The organism is Azospirillum sp. FG154 (genome assembly GCF_057809575.1).
This window is the reverse complement of the sequence record NZ_JBMDKF010000011.1, coordinates 13,042-30,257: the sequence shown is the minus strand read 5'-3', so window position 1 is coordinate 30,257 and position 17,216 is coordinate 13,042. Positions and strand designations below refer to the sequence as shown.

The 17,216-nt window shown below is 65.5% G+C and carries 16 protein-coding genes; 10 read left to right on the top strand and 6 right to left on the bottom strand.

Annotated features, from left to right (window positions below):
- From ACODS4_RS14395 to ACODS4_RS14380, 4 genes are all read right to left on the bottom strand, one after another.
- A complete protein-coding gene (locus ACODS4_RS14395; RefSeq protein ID WP_488864747.1) occupies positions 1-402 on the bottom strand; it encodes an RT0821/Lpp0805 family surface protein in 402 nt (133 codons plus the stop codon).
- A gap of 107 nt (positions 403-509) precedes the next feature.
- Positions 510-905: a hypothetical protein gene (locus ACODS4_RS14390; RefSeq protein ID WP_488864745.1), complete on the bottom strand. Its 396-nt coding sequence runs from the start codon at positions 903-905 to the stop codon at positions 510-512.
- Positions 906-1,173: 268 nt separating this feature from the next.
- Positions 1,174-2,943 (bottom strand): gamma-glutamyltransferase, encoded by a 1,770-nt coding sequence (gene ggt, locus ACODS4_RS14385; protein WP_488864743.1) that lies wholly within the window; start codon positions 2,941-2,943, stop codon positions 1,174-1,176.
- A gap of 153 nt (positions 2,944-3,096) precedes the next feature.
- Positions 3,097-3,768, bottom strand: coding sequence for a TlpA family protein disulfide reductase (locus tag ACODS4_RS14380; RefSeq protein ID WP_488864742.1), 672 nt, complete (start codon positions 3,766-3,768; stop codon positions 3,097-3,099).
- Between the two features lie 39 nt (positions 3,769-3,807).
- Here ACODS4_RS14380 and argH point away from each other — a divergent pair, with 39 nt between their 5' ends.
- The 4 genes from argH to ACODS4_RS14360 all read left to right on the top strand — a co-directional run bounded on the left by argH (position 3,808) and on the right by ACODS4_RS14360 (position 7,790).
- The gene (gene argH / locus ACODS4_RS14375; protein WP_488864740.1) at positions 3,808-5,235 is read left to right on the top strand and encodes an argininosuccinate lyase; all 1,428 of its coding nucleotides are present in this window, start codon (positions 3,808-3,810) and stop codon (positions 5,233-5,235) included.
- Positions 5,232-5,423 (top strand): hypothetical protein, encoded by a 192-nt coding sequence (locus ACODS4_RS14370; protein ID WP_488864739.1) that lies wholly within the window; start codon positions 5,232-5,234, stop codon positions 5,421-5,423. The genes argH and ACODS4_RS14370 overlap by 4 nt, the downstream gene beginning before the upstream one ends.
- A gap of 29 nt (positions 5,424-5,452) precedes the next feature.
- Positions 5,453-6,712, top strand: coding sequence for a diaminopimelate decarboxylase (lysA, locus tag ACODS4_RS14365; RefSeq protein WP_488864990.1), 1,260 nt, complete (start codon positions 5,453-5,455; stop codon positions 6,710-6,712).
- A gap of 109 nt (positions 6,713-6,821) precedes the next feature.
- Positions 6,822-7,790 (top strand): heparan-alpha-glucosaminide N-acetyltransferase, encoded by a 969-nt coding sequence (locus ACODS4_RS14360; RefSeq protein ID WP_488864737.1) that lies wholly within the window; start codon positions 6,822-6,824, stop codon positions 7,788-7,790.
- A gap of 20 nt (positions 7,791-7,810) precedes the next feature.
- On the opposite strand, the gene ACODS4_RS14355 is transcribed toward ACODS4_RS14360, so the two are convergent.
- Positions 7,811-8,452 carry a TerC family protein gene (locus tag ACODS4_RS14355; protein WP_488864735.1) on the bottom strand — a complete coding sequence of 214 codons (642 nt, stop codon included), beginning with the start codon at positions 8,450-8,452 and terminating at the stop codon, positions 7,811-7,813.
- Positions 8,453-8,831: 379 nt separating this feature from the next.
- Here ACODS4_RS14355 and ACODS4_RS14350 point away from each other — a divergent pair, with 379 nt between their 5' ends.
- From ACODS4_RS14350 to ACODS4_RS14325, 6 genes are all read left to right on the top strand, one after another.
- Entirely contained in the window at positions 8,832-10,004 is a 1,173-nt protein-coding gene (locus ACODS4_RS14350; RefSeq protein ID WP_488864733.1) for a hydrogenase small subunit, read from the top strand.
- Positions 10,005-10,012: 8 nt separating this feature from the next.
- Positions 10,013-11,068 carry a hydrogenase 2 operon protein HybA gene (hybA, locus tag ACODS4_RS14345; protein WP_488864731.1) on the top strand — a complete coding sequence of 352 codons (1,056 nt, stop codon included), beginning with the start codon at positions 10,013-10,015 and terminating at the stop codon, positions 11,066-11,068.
- Positions 11,069-11,074: 6 nt separating this feature from the next.
- Positions 11,075-12,262: a Ni/Fe-hydrogenase cytochrome b subunit gene (hybB, locus tag ACODS4_RS14340; RefSeq protein WP_488864729.1), complete on the top strand. Its 1,188-nt coding sequence runs from the start codon at positions 11,075-11,077 to the stop codon at positions 12,260-12,262.
- Between the two features lie 18 nt (positions 12,263-12,280).
- On the top strand, positions 12,281-13,987 hold the full coding sequence (locus ACODS4_RS14335; protein ID WP_488864728.1) for a nickel-dependent hydrogenase large subunit: 1,707 nt from the start codon (positions 12,281-12,283) through the stop codon (positions 13,985-13,987).
- Positions 13,988-14,120: 133 nt separating this feature from the next.
- Positions 14,121-14,603, top strand: coding sequence for a HyaD/HybD family hydrogenase maturation endopeptidase (locus ACODS4_RS14330; RefSeq protein ID WP_488864726.1), 483 nt, complete (start codon positions 14,121-14,123; stop codon positions 14,601-14,603).
- Positions 14,604-14,743: 140 nt separating this feature from the next.
- Positions 14,744-16,420 carry a methyl-accepting chemotaxis protein gene (locus ACODS4_RS14325; RefSeq protein WP_488864724.1) on the top strand — a complete coding sequence of 559 codons (1,677 nt, stop codon included), beginning with the start codon at positions 14,744-14,746 and terminating at the stop codon, positions 16,418-16,420.
- An 81-nt stretch (positions 16,421-16,501) separates the two neighbouring features.
- Here the strand turns inward: ACODS4_RS14325 and ACODS4_RS14320 are convergent, their stop codons facing one another.
- Positions 16,502-17,101: a HupE/UreJ family protein gene (locus ACODS4_RS14320; protein ID WP_488864722.1), complete on the bottom strand. Its 600-nt coding sequence runs from the start codon at positions 17,099-17,101 to the stop codon at positions 16,502-16,504.
- Positions 17,102-17,216 lie beyond the last annotated feature (115 nt).

Sequence of the window (17,216 nt, the reverse complement as noted above, 5' to 3'; positions counted from 1 at the left end):
TCAATCGACGATGCGCCACGTCCCGTCGGCTTGCAGACAGGCCGTGCCATAGCTGGATTGCGGACGACCGCCGATCATCACCGTGCTTTGATACTCACGGCACTGGCGCCCGTCGCCCGAACGGTAAAGCGGCCCCGCCGGATCGGCGGCGACGTAGGGCGGCGGCGCGTAGACCACGCGGGGCGGCGGTTCGTACATCACAACCGGCGGCGCCGGGTACAGGACCACCGGCGGCGGCCCGTAATAATGCCGATGGTGGTGATGGCCATAGGCCGGATAATAGCCGCCAACACCAATATCGACCCTGACCGATCCACGCGCCTGAGCGTCCCCCGACGGCGGCGCCAGCAACGCCGCGACGCTCGCCACCCCCACCGCCAAAGCCCGAAACACCGCGTTCATCGTTCGTCTCCCGACCGCAAAAGGGCGATCACCCAGAGCGATCATTCTACACTGGGAAACGGACGCGCGACAGGGGGCGCGGGACCACGCCCCACGCAACACAGCCCTCAGATGTCGAGCGGCAAGGTGTCCGGATCGTAGCCAAGCTGTTCGACGATGGCGCGGGCCAACGGAATGCTGGTCTCAAACCGCCACTCGTTGCGGCCCGGCAAATATTCCGACACGTTGGGCCGACCGTTGGCGAAACGACGGGGGTTCACCTCGTACCAATAAATGTCGCTCAACGGCACGCCCTGTTCTTGGGCGTAGGTTTGGGCGATGTTCGGCCATTCATTGACCGCGTTCAGCGGAGCGCCCGCCGTTTTGGCGATGTCGGTCTGCTCCAGAAAAGCGACGATGCGCTTTCCCTCGCGTTCAAAATCAGCGACTCGGACAGAGGCGGGCGCCTTGCCCATGCGCAGATAGGTCCATTCGCGATTTTTGTCGACCAAGGCGTGTTCCACGATAGATGCTCCAGTTTGCTCCTTAGAAAGCTAGCCGACCGACCGCGCCACGCCAACTGTTCCGTTGCCCGATCTGAAAAAGTCCTTGGAGAGTCGGCCTTTTTTTGCCTCCGAAACAGACTTTTGGTTACAAATACAGGAATAATTTTCTTTGTATGCGGGAATTTCAAGACGGCGCCGCCGCAACGAAAACGGGCGGGAGCCCGAAAGACTCCCGCCCGTTCGCCGTCAGGGGCAAAAACGCCCGGCGGTCAACCGTCCTTTCGGGTCAATAGCCCAAAGTCAGGCCGTCCGGGTTGCGCGGATCGGACGCGCCGTAAAGGCCGTCGGCGCGCAACTGAATGGTCTGGGTGCGGCCCATGGTCGGCTTCACCGCCACCTTGTGGCCCTTCTGCTCCAACAGGCGGACGGTGTCGGGGCTGAGGCCCTTTTCCACCCGCAACTCGTCCGGGGTCCATTGGTGATGGACACGGGGAACCGCCGTCGCTTCCGCCGGATTCAGGCCGAAATCAATGTGGTCGATGATGGTTTCCAGCGTGGTGGTGATGATGCGGCTGCCGCCGGGGCTGCCCGTGACCAGCCAGGGCTTGCCGTCCTTCAACACGATGGTCGGCGACATCGAGCTGAGCGGGCGCTTGAAAGGCTGCACGGAATTCGCCTCGCCGCCGATCAGGCCAAAAGCGTTGGGAACCCCCGGCTTGGCGGAAAAGTCATCCATCTCGTTGTTCAGCAGGATGCCGGTCCCTTCGGCGACGATGCCGCTGCCGAAATTCAAATTCAGCGTGTAGGTGGCGCTGACCACGTTCCCTTTGGCGTCGGCGACCGAGAAATGGGTGGTCTGGTCGCTTTCGTAGGGCTGCGGCTTGCCCGGCTTGATGGTGTTGGCGGGGGTCGCCTTGTCCGGGTCGATCTTCGCCGCCAATTCGTCGGCGTAGCGGCGGGAGGTCAGGCCCTTGACCGGCACCTTGGTGAAATCCGGATCGCCCAGATATTCGGCGCGGTCGGCGTAGGCGAACTTCATCGCCTCCGCCATCAGATGGATGTTTTGGGCGCTGCCGAGGCCCTGCTCCTTCAGCGGATAGCGCTCCAGAATGTTGAGGATCTGCACGATGTGCGTCCCGCCGGAGCTGGGCGGCGGCATCGATTTCACCGTGTAGCCGCGATAGGTTCCGCTGACCGGCGCACGGTCCACCACCTTGTAGTTTTTCAGATCCTCAACGGTGATGAGGCCGCCGCGCTTGGCCATTTCCGCCGCGATCTTCTCGGCGATGCTCCCCTCGTAGAAAGCCTTCGGCCCGTCCTTGGCGATCAACTCCAGCGAATTCGCCAGATCGGTCTGGACCAGCCTTTCCCCGGCCCGCAGCGGGCGCTCGTCCTTGAAGAAGATGGCGCGGGTCGCGCCCCAGGCGGCCAGATGGTCGCGTTCGACCTCCAGCAATCCAGCCAGTTGCGGGGTGACGTCATAGCCCTCGCGCGCCAGCTTGATCGCCGGAGCCAAAACATCGGCCAGCGTCATCGTTCCGTGCGTCGCCAGGGCGTGGGCCAGACCGGCGACCGTGCCGGGAACGCCGACCGCCAGATGGGTGTACAGCGAGCGGTTGGCGACGACCTTGCCCTGCTCGTCCAGATACATGTCGCGGCTGGCCTTGGCCGGGGCCATCTCGCGGAAGTCGATGGCGACGTCCTCCCCGGTCTTGGCGTCATGCACCATCATGAAGCCGCCGCCGCCGACGTTGCCCGCGTTGGGCAGCACCACCGCCAGGGCGAAACCGACCGCCACCGCCGCGTCCACCGCGTTGCCGCCCCGCTTCAGGACCTCCACCCCGACCTCGGTCGCCAACCGATGTTCGGCGGCGACCATGCCGTTCTGCGCGCGCACCGGATAGAAAATGTCATAGCCGATGTCGTAACGCACCATCGGCGGGGCCGCCGCCGTTTGCGCCAGAGACGGGGCGGCGGCCAGACCGACGCACAGCGCGACCACAGCCGGAACAAGCGCCAGACCGGCCAAGCGGGACCGGGCGGGAAGGGTCATCATGTGGAAGGTCTCCTAGCGGAACGACGGGTGGCGGATTGTTGAACAGATGTTCAATTCTTCATCACGTTCGTCAACAGCAATGGCGAAAACCGTCAATGGATTGTGTGAAATTGTGAACAGATCGCGCGGCCTTGCCGAATCCGCCGCGCCCAATCAGCCGCCCGTCTTCACCACCCCGCCCCCCGCCGGAGCGCCGCCCGGCGCCGGACCAGCCCCGCGCCCGGCATAGCCGCGCAGGAAGGCCAGCACCTCGGGCGAATCCCATTCGACCGCGCCCTCGACCCGGCCCAACTCGCGCCCTTGGGCGTCGATCAGCAGAGTCGTCGGCAACCCGCGCAGCCCCAGCGCCTGCATCGACGCGCTGCCGGGGTCGAGGTAGAGCGCCAGATTCTTGACGCCAGTCTTCTGATAAAACGGCTCCACCGCCGCCTTGCCGCCCCGGTCGAGCGACAGCGCCACCACCTGGAAGGCGTCGCCGCCCAATTGCCCCTGCAAACGGTCGAGCGAGGGCATTTCCTTCACGCACGGCCCGCACCAGGTCGCCCATAGATTCAGCAGCGCGACCCGCCCGCCAAATTGGGACAGATCGACCCGCCGCCCCTCGCCATCGACGAAGGCCAGCGGCGGAATCGGTTTGGGCGTTTCGGCGCCCTTGTATTTTTCCAGTCCCGCGTATTTTTCCAGCCCGGCGACCGGAATCGGCGCGTCCAGGCGCACCACCTGGGGCGCGGGCGGCGCGGCCAAGGGCAGCGCGTCGGCGCTCCACCACAACCCGGCGCCCGCCACGCACACACAAACCGTTGCGGTGGCCGTCAAAGTCCGCATACTCACGCTTCCTCGCCCCCCTAGCTGAATGCCGTCGACATGAGCGCCGAACAAGCCCCGCAAGACACCGCCGCCGCCTTCGCCCCGGCCGCCAGCCAAATGTGGGGCGGTCGCTTCGCGCGCGGCCCCGCCGCCATCATGGAGAAGATCAACGCCTCCATCGGCTTTGACAAGCGCTTGGCCGATCAGGACATCGCCGGATCAAAGGCGCACGCCGCGATGCTGGCCAAGCAGGGCATCATAACCCAGGCCGACGCCGACGCCATCCGCGCCGGGCTGGACCGGGTGAAGGAAGAGATTGACGCCGGGATCTTCACCTTCAAGGTGGAGCTGGAAGACATTCACATGAATGTGGAAGCCCGGCTGGCCGAATTGATCGGCGAACCGGCCAAACGCCTGCACACCGGGCGCTCGCGCAACGATCAGGTCGCCACCGATTTCAAGCTGTGGGTGCGCGACGCGCTGGACCGGCTCGACGGCGGTCTGATGTCGCTGCAAAGCGCGCTGATTGATCTGGCCGAACAGAACACCGACACGGTGATGCCCGGCTTCACCCATTTGCAGGCGGCGCAGCCCGTTTCCTTCGGTCATCACCTGCTGGCCTATGTCGAAATGTTCGGGCGCGACCGGGGCCGCGTGCGCGACGCCCGCGCCCGGTTGAACGAATGCCCGCTGGGATCGGCGGCGCTGGCCGGAACCCCCTACCCCATCGACCGTTTCATGACGTCGGAGGCGCTGGGCTTCAACCGCCCGACCGCCAATTCGCTGGACGCCGTGTCCGACCGTGATTTCGCGCTGGAGTATCTGGCGGCGGCCTCGATCTGCGCGACGCATCTGTCGCGCTTCGCCGAGGAAATCGTCGTCTGGTGTTCGGCGCAATTCCGCTTCATCAAGTTGTCGGACGCCTTCACCACCGGCTCCTCGATCATGCCGCAGAAGAAAAACCCCGACGCGGCGGAGCTGGTGCGGGCCAAGTCGGGCCGCGTCGTCGGCGCGCTGACCGGCCTGTTGATGGTGATGAAGGGGCTGCCGCTGGCCTATTCCAAGGACATGCAGGAAGACAAGGAACCCATCTTCGAGACCGACGACACGCTGGCGCTCTGCATCGCCGCGACGGAGGGCATGGTCCGCGACATGCAACCCAACAAGGCGGCGATGCGGGAGGCGGCGGATCGCGGCTTCCTCAACGCCACCGATCTGGCCGATTGGCTGGTGCGGGCGCTGAACATGCCCTTCCGCGAGGCCCATCATGTGACGGGCCGCGCCGTGAAGGCGGCGGAGGACCGGCGCGTCGGCCTCACCGATCTGACCCTGGCCGAACTCCAGGCCATCGAACCGCGCATCACCGAGGCCGTCTATCCGGCGCTGAGCATCGAGGCGTCGTTGGACAGCCGCCGCAGCTTCGGCGGCGCCTCCCCCGTCCGCGTCAAAGAGGCGGTCAAGGCCGCTCGGGAGCGTTTCCTGTGAAGCACCCCATCCGTGCGACCATCCTGGTCCTTGCCGCCGCGCTGGCCCTGTCGGCCTGCGGCAAGCGCCCGAAATACGTCGATGAAGCCCTGCCGGAGGGACAGACCGATCCCTTCCCGCGCAGCTATCCCAATCTGTCGCTGGATCCCAAGCCCGGCGAACCCGCCCCCGGAGTGAAGTTTCCATGAGCGCGTCGTCGCCCAAGCCCAGCGCGCCGATGGGGGCCTTCGCCTACCGTTACGGCGTGCTGCACGCCGAATCCGTCTCGGTGAACGAGGTGGCGCGCGCCGTCGGCACGCCCTTTTACCTCTATTCCACGGCGGCGCTGGAAGCGCATTACAGCGCCTACGCCGGCGCCTTCGCCGGGCAGGACGCGGGCGTGTGCTACGCGCTGAAGGCCAACTCCAATCTGGCGGTCATCCGCACCTTCGCCAAGCTGGGCGCGGGCGGCGACGTCGTGTCGGTGGGCGAGATGAAGCGGGCGCTGGCGGGCGGCATCCCGCCCGAACGCATCGTCTTTTCCGGCGTCGGCAAGACGCGCGAGGAGCTGCGCGCGGCGTTGGAAGCCGGAATCCACCAGATCAACGTCGAATCCGTCCCGGAGTTGGAGGCGCTGAGCGCGGTCGCGTCCAGCCTGGGCGTGGTCGCCCCCATCGCCATCCGCGTCAACCCCGACGTGGACGCCAAGACCCACGCCAAGATCGCGACCGGCAAGAAAGAGAACAAGTTCGGCATCGATTACGACCAAGCGCGCGACATCTACAAATTCGCCGCGTCGCTGCCGGGGATCAAGCCGGTCTCCATCGCCGTCCACATCGGCTCGCAATTGACCGATCTGGCCCCCTTCCGCGCCGCGTATGAGCGGGTCGCCGCCCTGCTGCACCAGTTGCGCGCCGATGGGCACGACATCCAGCGGCTCGACCTTGGCGGCGGTCTGGGCATCACCTACAAGAACGAAGCGCCGCCCGATCTGGCCGATTACGCGGCGATGGTCCGCTCGATCACCGGCAATCTCGGCTGCCGCGTCACGCTGGAGCCGGGGCGTTCGCTGGTCGGCAACGCCGGGATTCTGGTCAGCCGCGTCATTTATGTGAAGCAGGGGTTGCATCGCCGCTTCGCCATCGTCGACGCCGCGATGAACGACCTGATCCGCCCGTCGCTGTACGAGGCCTATCACGGCATCATTCCAGTGGCCGAACCGGAAGCCGGAGTGACTCTGGAGCCATACGACGTGGTCGGCCCGGTGTGCGAGAGCGGCGACACCTTCGCCGTGCAACGCCAGTTGCCGCCGCTGGCCGACGATGAACTGGTCGCCTTTCTGTCGGCCGGGGCCTATGGCGCGGCGATGTCCTCGACCTACAACACCCGCCCGTTGATCCCGGAGGTTCTGGTCAACGGCGACCGCTTCGCCGTCATCCGCCCCCGCCCGACGGTGGAGGAGATGCTGGCGGCGGAACGGGTGCCCGACTGGTTGTGAGCGCCCTGACCTCCCCCTCTCCCCCCCGGGGAGAGGGCCGGGGTGAGGGGGACGCGCCGCCCGCCCTGTTCGGGACGGCGGTGGCGGATTCGCTCGCGCAATCCCAATCATGACCGCCACGCATCCCCCTCACCCTACCCCTCTCCCCGGGGGGGAGAGGGAACGTCGCCCGCGTCTCGACGCGGCGCGTGGGGCGGCGCTGGTCGCCATGGCGGCCTATCACGCCTGCTGGGATTTGACCTTCGTCGGGCTGGCCGACTTTGATCTGTTTGAAAACCCGCTGTGGCTGGCCGCCCGCACCGCCATCCTGTCAAGCTTTCTGCTGCTCGCCGGGATCGGTCTGGTTCTGGCGACGGAAAGCGGGTTGGATCGCCCGCGCTATTTCCGCCGTCTGGGCCGTCTGATCGCCGCCGCCGCCGCTGTGTCGGCGGCGTCCTACACGGTCTTTCCCGACAGCCCGATTTTCTTCGGCGTGCTGCACCATATGGCGGCGGCCAGCGTCGTTGGTCTGCTCTTCGTCCGCTTGCCCGCGCCGGTCACGCTGCTCGCGGCCATTCTGGCTTTGGCCGCTGGGCTGAGTTTTGGTTTTCCGCTCTTTGACAGCCCATGGCTGCGCTGGATCGGCTTGACCAGTTTCGCCCCGAATTCCAACGATTTCGTGCCGCTGCTGCCCTGGATTTCCGGCGTGCTGACCGGAATCGCGCTGGCCCGGTTGTGGTCCGGCGTTGGGCGCGGCCTTTTGCCCGGCGGCGTGATTGGGCAGGGATTGGCGTTGGCTGGGCGGCGCAGCCTGGCCATCTATCTGATTCACCAACCGATTCTGTTCGGCGCGGTTTGGTTGATCGCCCACAGCGGCCTGATTGCCGTCGAATCCCCGGCGACCCGCAGTTTTCAAAGCTCCTGCGTCGCCAGTTGCGGCCAGACCGGAACGCCCATCGCGCTCTGCGAGCCGCGTTGCCGCTGCGTGCAAAGCGCGATCACCGCCACCGGCCAATGGGACGCCTTCCTCGCCGACCGGCTGGACGCCCAAGGCCGCGCCCAGATCGGCGCGGCGATTCAAAGCTGCGCCGCCCGCTAAACCGTCCGCTTGTCAGACGATCAGCTCATCACTCCGGCGAACGCCAGAACCTCGACGCTGCCGTGGTAGATCATCATCAACGCCACATAGACGATCACGCCCAGCCCAAGATAGGCGATCCAGTGGTAGCGGTTCAGCAAGCGGGCGATCACGCTGGCCGCCGCGCCCATCAGGGCCACCGACAGCAGCAGGCCAATCGCCATCACCCACAAATGCTCGCGCGCGGCGCCCGCCACCGCCAGCACATTGTCCAACGACATCGACACGTCGGCGACGATCACCTGCCAGATGGCCGCCCGCATCGTCTTGCCGCCGCCCGCCGTTCCGCCGACGGACGCGTCGTCCTCCGACACCAGATCAGCGCCTTCGGATTCCTCCTTCTGCTCGCGCAACTCGCGGAACAGCTTCCAGCACACCCACATCAGCAGGATGCCGCCCGCGAAGGTCAGGCCGATGACGTCCAGCAATTGGGTGGTCAGCAGGGCGAAGACGATGCGCAGCATGACCGCCGCCGCGATGCCCCAGAAAATCACCTTGGCCCGCTGCGCCCGCGCCACCCCCGCCGCCGCCATGCCGACGACGATGGCGTTGTCGCCCGCCAGAACCAGATCAATGAACATGACCTGACCAAGCGCGATCAATTCGGGAAGCAGCGAGTCCACGGGCGGGGTTCCTGATGTCAGTTGTCAGACAGGTTGGGCCTTAGCCCTATATCGCGCGCCGCCATACATGCGCAACCCCCTGAGCCAAGCCGGTTGGCAAAATCGTCCGCCAACCAATGCGGGACGATCCGTCGCAGTCCGCAAGCGCTCAGAAGACCATATGGAAAGTATGGTCGTTGATGCAGATCAATGTTGGTCTGCCCTGCAACTGGCTCAATGCCCGTCAAGGCGGCTGCGCGCCGTCATGCCCATCAAAAACATGGGTGTGCAGACCCTTCCGCATCCGTTCCCGGCTGCGGCGCGGCTTTGTTGCGCGCGCGCCGGGCAAGATTCGCCGGTTTGTCGCCACGATATGGAACGCCCAGGGAGGGAGCAGGGAATGCCCGACGGTCAGGTGCTGAACGACGCCGAAAACATCGGCGACCTCGAATCCTATGAGAACGCGCTCGCCGGTTTGAACCGCCGGGATTTTCTGGCCTATTGCACCGGCGTCGCCGCCACGCTGGGGCTGGAGCCGGGATTCGGCGTCAGCATCGCCAACGCCGCCGTCGCCGCCCCCCGCCCGACCGTGATCTGGCTGTCGGGGCAGGCCTGCACCGGCTGCACCGAAACGCTGCTGCGCACCAACCACCCGACGCTCGAAACCCTGATTCTCGACACCATCTCGCTCGATTACAACGAAACGCTGATGACAGGGTCCGGCCATCAGGCCGAAAACTGGAAACAGCAGGCGATGAAAGCCAATTGGGGCAAGTATCTGATGGTCACGGACGGCGCCGTGCCGACCGGGGCCGGGGGGAATTACTGCCGCGTCGCCGGAAAGACCTACATCGAGGCGGTGAAGGAGTGCGCCGCCGGGGCCGCCGCCGTCATCTCCATCGGCTCCTGCTCCTCCTGGGGCGGCTGGGTGTCCACCGGCGTGAACCCGACCGGGGCCAAGGGCCTGAACGAGATCATCACCGACAAGCCGGTCGTCACCATCCCCGGCTGCCCGCCCAACCCGTACAATTTCCTCTCCCTCGTCCTGCATTTCGTCACCTTCGGCAAGCTTCCGGCGCTGGACGACAAGATGCGCCCGAAATTCGCCTATGGCCGCCTGATCCACGAAAATTGCGAACGCCGCCCGCATTTCGACGCCGGGCGCTTCGCCATGGAGTTCGGCGATTACGGCCACCGCCAGGGCTATTGCCTGTACAAGCTGGGCTGCAAGGGGCCGGAAACCTACCACAATTGCCCGTCCATCGGTTTCAACGACGTCGGCCAAGGAACCTGGCCGGTCGGCACCGGGCACCCCTGCTTCGGCTGTTCGGAAAAGGGCGTCGGCTTCACCAAGAGCATTCATGAATTGGCGACGCTGAAGTCGGTGGCTCCGCCCAACACGTATCCGGCGGTCGCCACGGAGAAGGGCCAAGGCATGACGCCGGGCGCCGCCGCCGTGGTCGCGGGCATCGCGGGCGCCGCCATCGGCGCGGGCGCGGTCATCGCCGGGCGGTTGGGCAAGCAGGACGCGAACGCCGAACGGGACGCCCCGACTGATTCCGACGCGCAGTGAGGCCCGCCATGGCAAAATCACCCTCAAAAGGCACGGTGTCGCGGCGTGGTTTCCTGCGCGGCGCCCTGCAAGGATCGGCGGGGGCGGCGGCCGCCGCCTGCGCCACAATCGTCGCGACGCCCGACGCCAACGCGCTGCAACGCGCGCCCAAGACGATGTCGCCCGACGCGCTGGGCCTGCTCTACGACAGCACGCTGTGCATCGGCTGCAAGGCCTGCGTGACGGCCTGCAAGGACGTCAACCACATGCCGCCGGAGGTTGGGCCGGAAGCGCAGGCCTGGAACGGCGCGCCCGGCAACCCGACCTGGGACACGCCGGTGGAACTGTCGGCCAAGACGCTGAACATCATCAAGGCCTACAGCCACGGCACCGGCGAGACCAAGGATTCGCCGGAAAACGGCTTCGCCTTCATCAAGCGGCAATGCCTGCACTGCGCCGACCCGTCTTGCGTGTCGGTCTGCCCGGTGTCGGCGATGACCAAGGATGAGAAGACCGGCATCGTCAGCCACAACCCGGACGCCTGCATCGGCTGCCGCTATTGCGTGCTGTCCTGCCCGTTCGGCGTGCCGAAATACGATTACAACGACGCCTTCGGCGAAATCAAAAAATGCCAGCTCTGCCAGCACCGTCTGGCCGAGAATCAGTTGCCGGGCTGCGCCGACGTCTGCCCGACCGGGGCCACCCTGTTTGGCCGAACCGAGGATCTGAAGGCGGAGGCCAAGCGCCGCACCGCCCTGAAAGTCGGCGAGGTCACGCATTACCCGCGCGGCGACATCGGCGGCACGGTCGGCGGGGCGCGGGCCGGGCATGAGAAGACGGTCGCCGCCGCTTATCAGCCCCACATCTACGGCGAAACGGAACTGGGCGGCACCCAATGTCTGGCGGTGTCGGGCGTGCCGTTCGACAAGTTGAACCTGCCGACCAACGTGCCGGACACCGGCTATCCGACGCTGTCCGAGGGCATCCAGCACACGCTGTACGCCGGGATGGTCGGCCCCGCCGTGGCCTTCGCCGGTCTGGCCTATCTGGCCCGCCGCAACGCCAAAGACCACCCGGAGGATTAAGCCGCCATGGCCATGACTCTTCACGAACACAAGCCGATCGGCGGGCGGATCTTCACCCTGCCGCTGGTCGTCTGCGTCCTGCTGGTGCTGGCGGCGGTCTATGTGCTGGCCCAGCGCTACGCCTTCGGCATCGGCTATGTCGCCAACATCAACGACGGCTATCCCTGGGGCATCTGGGTCGCGGTGGACGTCGTCATCGGTTCGGCCTTCGGCTGCGCCGGTTATGTGATGGCGGCGCTCTGCTACATCCTGAACAAGGGCGAATACCACCCGCTGGTCCGTCCGGCGGTGTTGGCCAGCCTGTTCGGCTATGGTCTGGCGGGCATCGCCGTGCTGACCGATCTGGGCCGCTACTGGCATTTCTACCATCTGATGATGCCCTGGTACGCGCAACCCAACTCGGTGATGCTGGAGGTCGGCCTGTGCGTCGCCACCTACACCATCGTGCTGACGGTGGAGTTCGCCCCCGCCGTTCTGGAGCGTTTCGGGCTGGAGGGGTTGCGGGCCAAGGTGAACAAGCTCTTGTGGCTGTTCATCGCGCTGGGCGTGCTGCTGCCGACCATGCACCAAAGCTCGCTCGGCACCATGATGGTGATCGTCGGGCACAAGCTGTCGCCGCTGTGGCAGACCCAGCTTTTGCCAGTCTTCTTCCTGATGAGCGCGATCCTGATGGGCTTCGCCATCGTGATGTGGGAGGCGGTTCTCGCGGCCCTGAGCTTCAAGCGCCCGCAGGAAACCCCGGTCCTGAAAAAGCTGGCCTATCTGATGGCGGTGACGGCGCTGGCCTTCGTCGCGCTGCGCTTCGTCGATCTGGCCGTGCGCGGTCAGCTTGGGATCGCGTTCGGCGGACCGAAGGCCAGTTGGTTCTGGCTGGAGACGCTGGCCATGCTGGGCGGCGGCCTGATCCTGCTGCCGCCGCGCAACCGGGCGCGCACGCGCTCCCTGTTCATCGCCGCGTCGCTGCTGCTGGTGGCGGGCATCCTGTACCGGCTGAACGTCTATTTGATCGGCTACACCCCGGCCATCGGGCCGTGGAGCTACTTCCCCTCGGTCAAGGAAATCCTCGTCACCGTCGGCATCTTCGCGTTGGAGGTCGGGTTGTATCTGATCGTCGTCAAGACGCTGCCGGTTCTGCACGCCGTCCATTCCCCGGCGCCCGCCGCCCTTTCCGCCTCTTCGGCCAAGCACGGCTGAGTTTAGGAGATCATGGTCATGACTCAGCGCATTGTTGTCGATCCCGTCACCCGCATCGAAGGCCATCTGCGGGTTGAATGCGACGTTGGCGACGGCAAGGTTACGAAGGCGTGGGCGTCCGGCACCATGTGGCGCGGCATCGAACTGATCCTTCAGGGCAAGGATCCACGCGACGCCTGGGTGTTCGCGCAACGCATTTGCGGCGTTTGCACCACGGTTCACGCCATCACCTCGGTGCGCGCGGTGGAAAACGCGTTGAAGATGGAAATCCCGCTCAACGCCCAATACATCCGCAACCTGATCCAGGGCGCCCACAACGTCCACGACCACATCGTTCATTTCTATCATCTGTCGGCGCTGGACTTCGTCGACATCACCTCGGCCCTGAAGGCCGATCCGGCGGCGACGGCCAAGCTGGCGCAGTCGCTGTCCGACTGGAGCCTGAACACCACCGGCGAATTCGCCACCGCGCAAAAGAAGCTCCAGGCCTTCATCAACAGCGGTCAGTTGGGCATTTTCGGGTCGGGCTATTGGGGCCACCCGGCGATGAAGCTGTCGCACGAGGCCAATCTGATGGCCGCCACCCACTATCTTCAGGCGCTGGACGTCCAGCGCAAGATGAACAAGGTGGTGGCGATCCTCGGCTCCAAGACCCCGCACATCCAGAACATGGCGGTCGGCGGCGTCACCAACCCGATCAATCTGGACAGCCAATCCACCCTGACCCTGGAAAAGCTGACCTACATCAAGACGCTGATCGACGAGGTCGGCGACTTCATCACCAAGGTCTACATCCCCGACGTGGCGGCCATCGGCGCCTTTTACGCCGATTGGACCAAGATCGGGCGCGGCGTCGTCAATTACCTGTCGATCCCCGACATGCCGCTGGACACCAAGGGCACAAAATTCGCCCTGCCCGCCGGTTTCATCGAAAACGGCGACATCGTCAAGGGTTTCACCCCGATCAAGGACTTCCACGACCCCTATTTTGAAAAGGGCGTGAAGGAGAGCGTCAAGCATTCCTGGTATCAGGGCGGCAAGGGCGCGCTGCACCCCTATGACGGCGAGACGATCCCGAATTACACCGACTGGCAGGATGACGGGAAATATTCCTTCATCAAGTCGCCGACCTTCTACGACAAACGCGCCCAGGTCGGCCCGCTGGCCAACGTGCTGGGCCTGTACGCGTCGGGCCACCAGCGCACGCAATTCTGGGTCAACGCGGTGCTGGACAGCGTGTCGGGCCTTGTGGGCGGCAAGATCGGGGTGGACGCCCTGCATTCCACCATCGGCCGCCACGCCGCCCGCGCGGTGCGCTGCGTCGTGCTGCACGAAGAGCTGTCGAACCAGTGGAAGCTGCTGATGGAAAACATCGGCCGGGGCGACACCATGACCTTCAACAAGCCGGTCTTCCCGAAGGAGGAGGTGCGCGGCTTCGGCTTCCACGAGGCGCCGCGCGGGATGCTGTCGCACTGGGTCGTCATCGACAAGGGCAAGATCAAGAACTATCAGGCCGTGGTTCCCACCACCTGGAACGCCGGGCCGCGCGACGAGGACGACCGGATTTCCGCCTATGAGGCGGCGTTGATCGACACCCCGGTGGCGGTGGCCGACCAACCGCTGGAAATCATCCGCACCCTGCACTCCTTCGACCCGTGCCTGGCCTGCGCGGTGCATCTGACCGACACGGAAAACAGCTCCACCTATCAGGTCAAGGTTGTGTGACTCCGCTGGCGCCTCCGCCCCCGCCCTCACCGGCGGGGGTATTTTTCTGCAACAGAATTGATCCAGTTCAAGGGAATGGTCTGACCAGTTCGTCAGGATCACCCCCGGTTCCCTCGTTGGCACAGGCCCCCTCATGTCCATCCTCGTCCTCGGTCTCGGCAACATCCTGTTGATGGATGAGGGGCTTGGCGTGCGCGCCATGGAGCAGTTCGACGCCGGATGGAGCGTTCCTCAGTCGGTCAGCGTCGTCGATGGCGGGACCTGCGGCATGGACATGCTGGACCTGATCGCCAGCCACCGCCATTTGATCGCCGTGGACGCGGTCAAGACCGGCGCGCCCGCCGGAACGCTGGTGACGCTGCGCGGCGACGAGGTTCCCGCCTATTTCAAAGGCAAACTCTCCCCCCATCAGCTTGGGCTGTGCGATCTTTTGGCTTCTCTGCGCTTGCAAGGGGAGGCGCCGGACAGCGTCGCCCTGATTGGTTGCGTTCCCTTGGCGCTGGGCACCGGCCTGATGCTGTCGCCGGAGATCGAGGCGCGCTTGCCCGCCATGGTTCAGGCGATCATCGCCGCTTTGCGCGATCTGGGCGTCGAACCGCAACCTCGCGCGTTATAAAAAATCCGCCAGCGGAAGCATTCTTTCGCAACACCGTTGTTGCCGCACCAGACAACGACTGTTAGCCTAGAAACAACCCTCGCGTTCTTTTTCGCATTGCAACATAAGCTTTGACGTATGTTCAGAGCGGGAGCTTCTGCATGAACAATCTGCTGAACCGTCTGTCTTTCGCGCAGAAGCTTGTCTCTCTCAATCTCGTGGGCACCCTTGCAAGTTGCGCCGCCACCTTGTTCGTGGCGCTGTATTTCATCGCCACCGATTTAAAGCGGCAGGAGATCGAGCGGCAGGAGATGAACATCCGGGTCGCCAAGGAAATTCTGAACCCGAAGGGCCAGCCCTACCGCATCGCCGACGGCAAGCTGATGGTCGGCGACACCGCGCTGGAAGGCACGTTCGAGCATGTGGACCGCATCAAGGCGGCGCTGAACATCACCGTCACCATGTTCCGCGACAACAGCCGGATCGCCACCACCCTGGTCAACCCGGACGGCAGCCGCCCCATCGGTTCCAAATTGGCGGACGACATTCACCAGCGCGTCGTCGTGCGCGGCGAAACCTTCCTGGGCGAATACCCGGTGCTGGGCGTCAATTATCTGGTCACTTATGTTCCGCTGAAAGACGCCTCGGGCAAGAGCATCGGCGCCTTCGCCGTCGGCATGCCGTCGGGTGAGTTTTACGCCTTGATCGGGCAATTGGGTTGGCGGATCGGCGCCGTGTCGCTGCTGGTCGGGTTGCTGCTGTGCGTGGCCATCTTTGTCTATGTGAAACGGCAGATGGTGGCGCTCCAGCATCTGGCGTCCGCCGTGGACGCGCTGGGCCACAAAAATTACGCGACCACGGTCGAGGAAACCGACCGCGCCGACGAAATCGGCGACATGGCGCGCGCCGTCGCCGGGTTCCGCGACGGCTTGGCCAACGCCGAAATCCTAACCCGCCAACAGCGCGAGGCGGAAGAGGCGCAGGCCCGCCGTCGGGCGGAAATCGACACGGCGACCCGCAGCTTCGCCGGAAAGATCGACGTGGTGGTTCGCGCCGTCACCGAATCGGCCCAGCGCATGCGCGGCAACGCCGAACGTCTGACCAACAGCGCCGAGAACACCCAGGCGACGGCCAGCAACGTGTCGAGCGCCGCCGTTCAGGCGTCCAGCAACGTGGAAACCGTGGCGGCGGCGGCGGAAGAGCTGTCGGCCTCCATCGGCGAAATCGGGCGCTATGTGGGCGAGGCGACGCAGGTCGCCACCCGCGCGGTGACGGAGGCGCAGGCGACCAACGACACGGTCAAGGGTCTGGCCGACGCCGCCAACCGGATCGGCGAGGTGGTGGAACTCATCAACTCCATCGCCGCGCAAACCAACCTTTTGGCGCTGAACGCCACCATCGAAGCCGCGCGCGCCGGGGAGGCCGGCAAGGGCTTCGCCGTCGTCGCCAGCGAGGTGAAGAATCTCGCCAACCAAACCGCCAAGGCGACGGAGGACATTCAAACCCAGGTGGCGGGCATCCAGGGCGAAACCCACGCGGCGGTGCAGGCGATTTCCGCCATCGTCGACACCATCCGCCGCATCAGCGACATCACCGCCACCGTGTCCGAAGCCGTCGGCCAGCAGGGCGACGCCACCCGCGAAATCGCCCGCAACGTGCAGGAGGCCTCGACCGGCACCCACCAAGTGACCACCAGCATCGAAACGGTGTCCCGTCAGGCCCGCGACACCGGCGCCAGCGCCGAAGAGCTGCTGGCCGCCGCCGGAGCGCTGTTGGGCGAATCGCAAACCCTGTCCAGCGAAGTCAGCAGCTTCCTGTCGGTGGTCCGCAAAGCCTGACCAGCGCGTCAATCCACGAAAAGGACCGGACGGGCGCGCCCCGTCCGGTCCTTTTTCATAGAAACCGTCCGCCCTTTTCCATCAGCCAAGCGCGACCAAAGCGACGCCGCTCAAGCCGATCAACGCGCCGACGCCGCGCAGCAGAGCCGCGCTGACCCGGCCTTGCGCCAGACCGCGCAGCGACAGCGCCGCGCCGACACCCACGCCATGCAGCAGCCCGGTGGCCAGCGCGAAGCCCGCGCCATAAAGCAACGGCGCGGCGGCTTCCGGCATTTCAACGCCGTGGGCGTGGCCATGGAACAGCGCGAACAGCGCCACCATCCCAACCGAAGCCAGCAGCGGCAGGCGCGATTGCAGGGCGATCAGCCCGCCCAGCGCGACGACCGACAGGGCGATTCCCAACTCGACCGCCGGGAGTTCGATCCCGGCCATGCCGAGCAAACCGCCGCCGACCATCGCGCCGACGAAGGCGGCGGGCAGCGCCCACAGGGCCTTGCCGCCGCGCTGGGCCGCCCACAGGCCAACCGCGACCATGGCCAGCAGATGGTCCAAGCCGCCCAACGGGTGCGAGAAGCCATGAACGAACCCTGCGTCATGCGCGCCGAAGGTGTGGGCGTGGGCGGCGGCGGGCACGGCCAGCGCCGCCGCGACGATGACGGAGGCGAGCGAAAAAGATTTCATACGGAAGCATCCCCTGCGGTTTGTTTCGGGCACGTCCACGCACGGTTTGGCGCGTGTCGCACGCACTTGCGAAAAGTTTAGCAGAAGAAAAATTTCCCGCCATGGCCGACTCCGT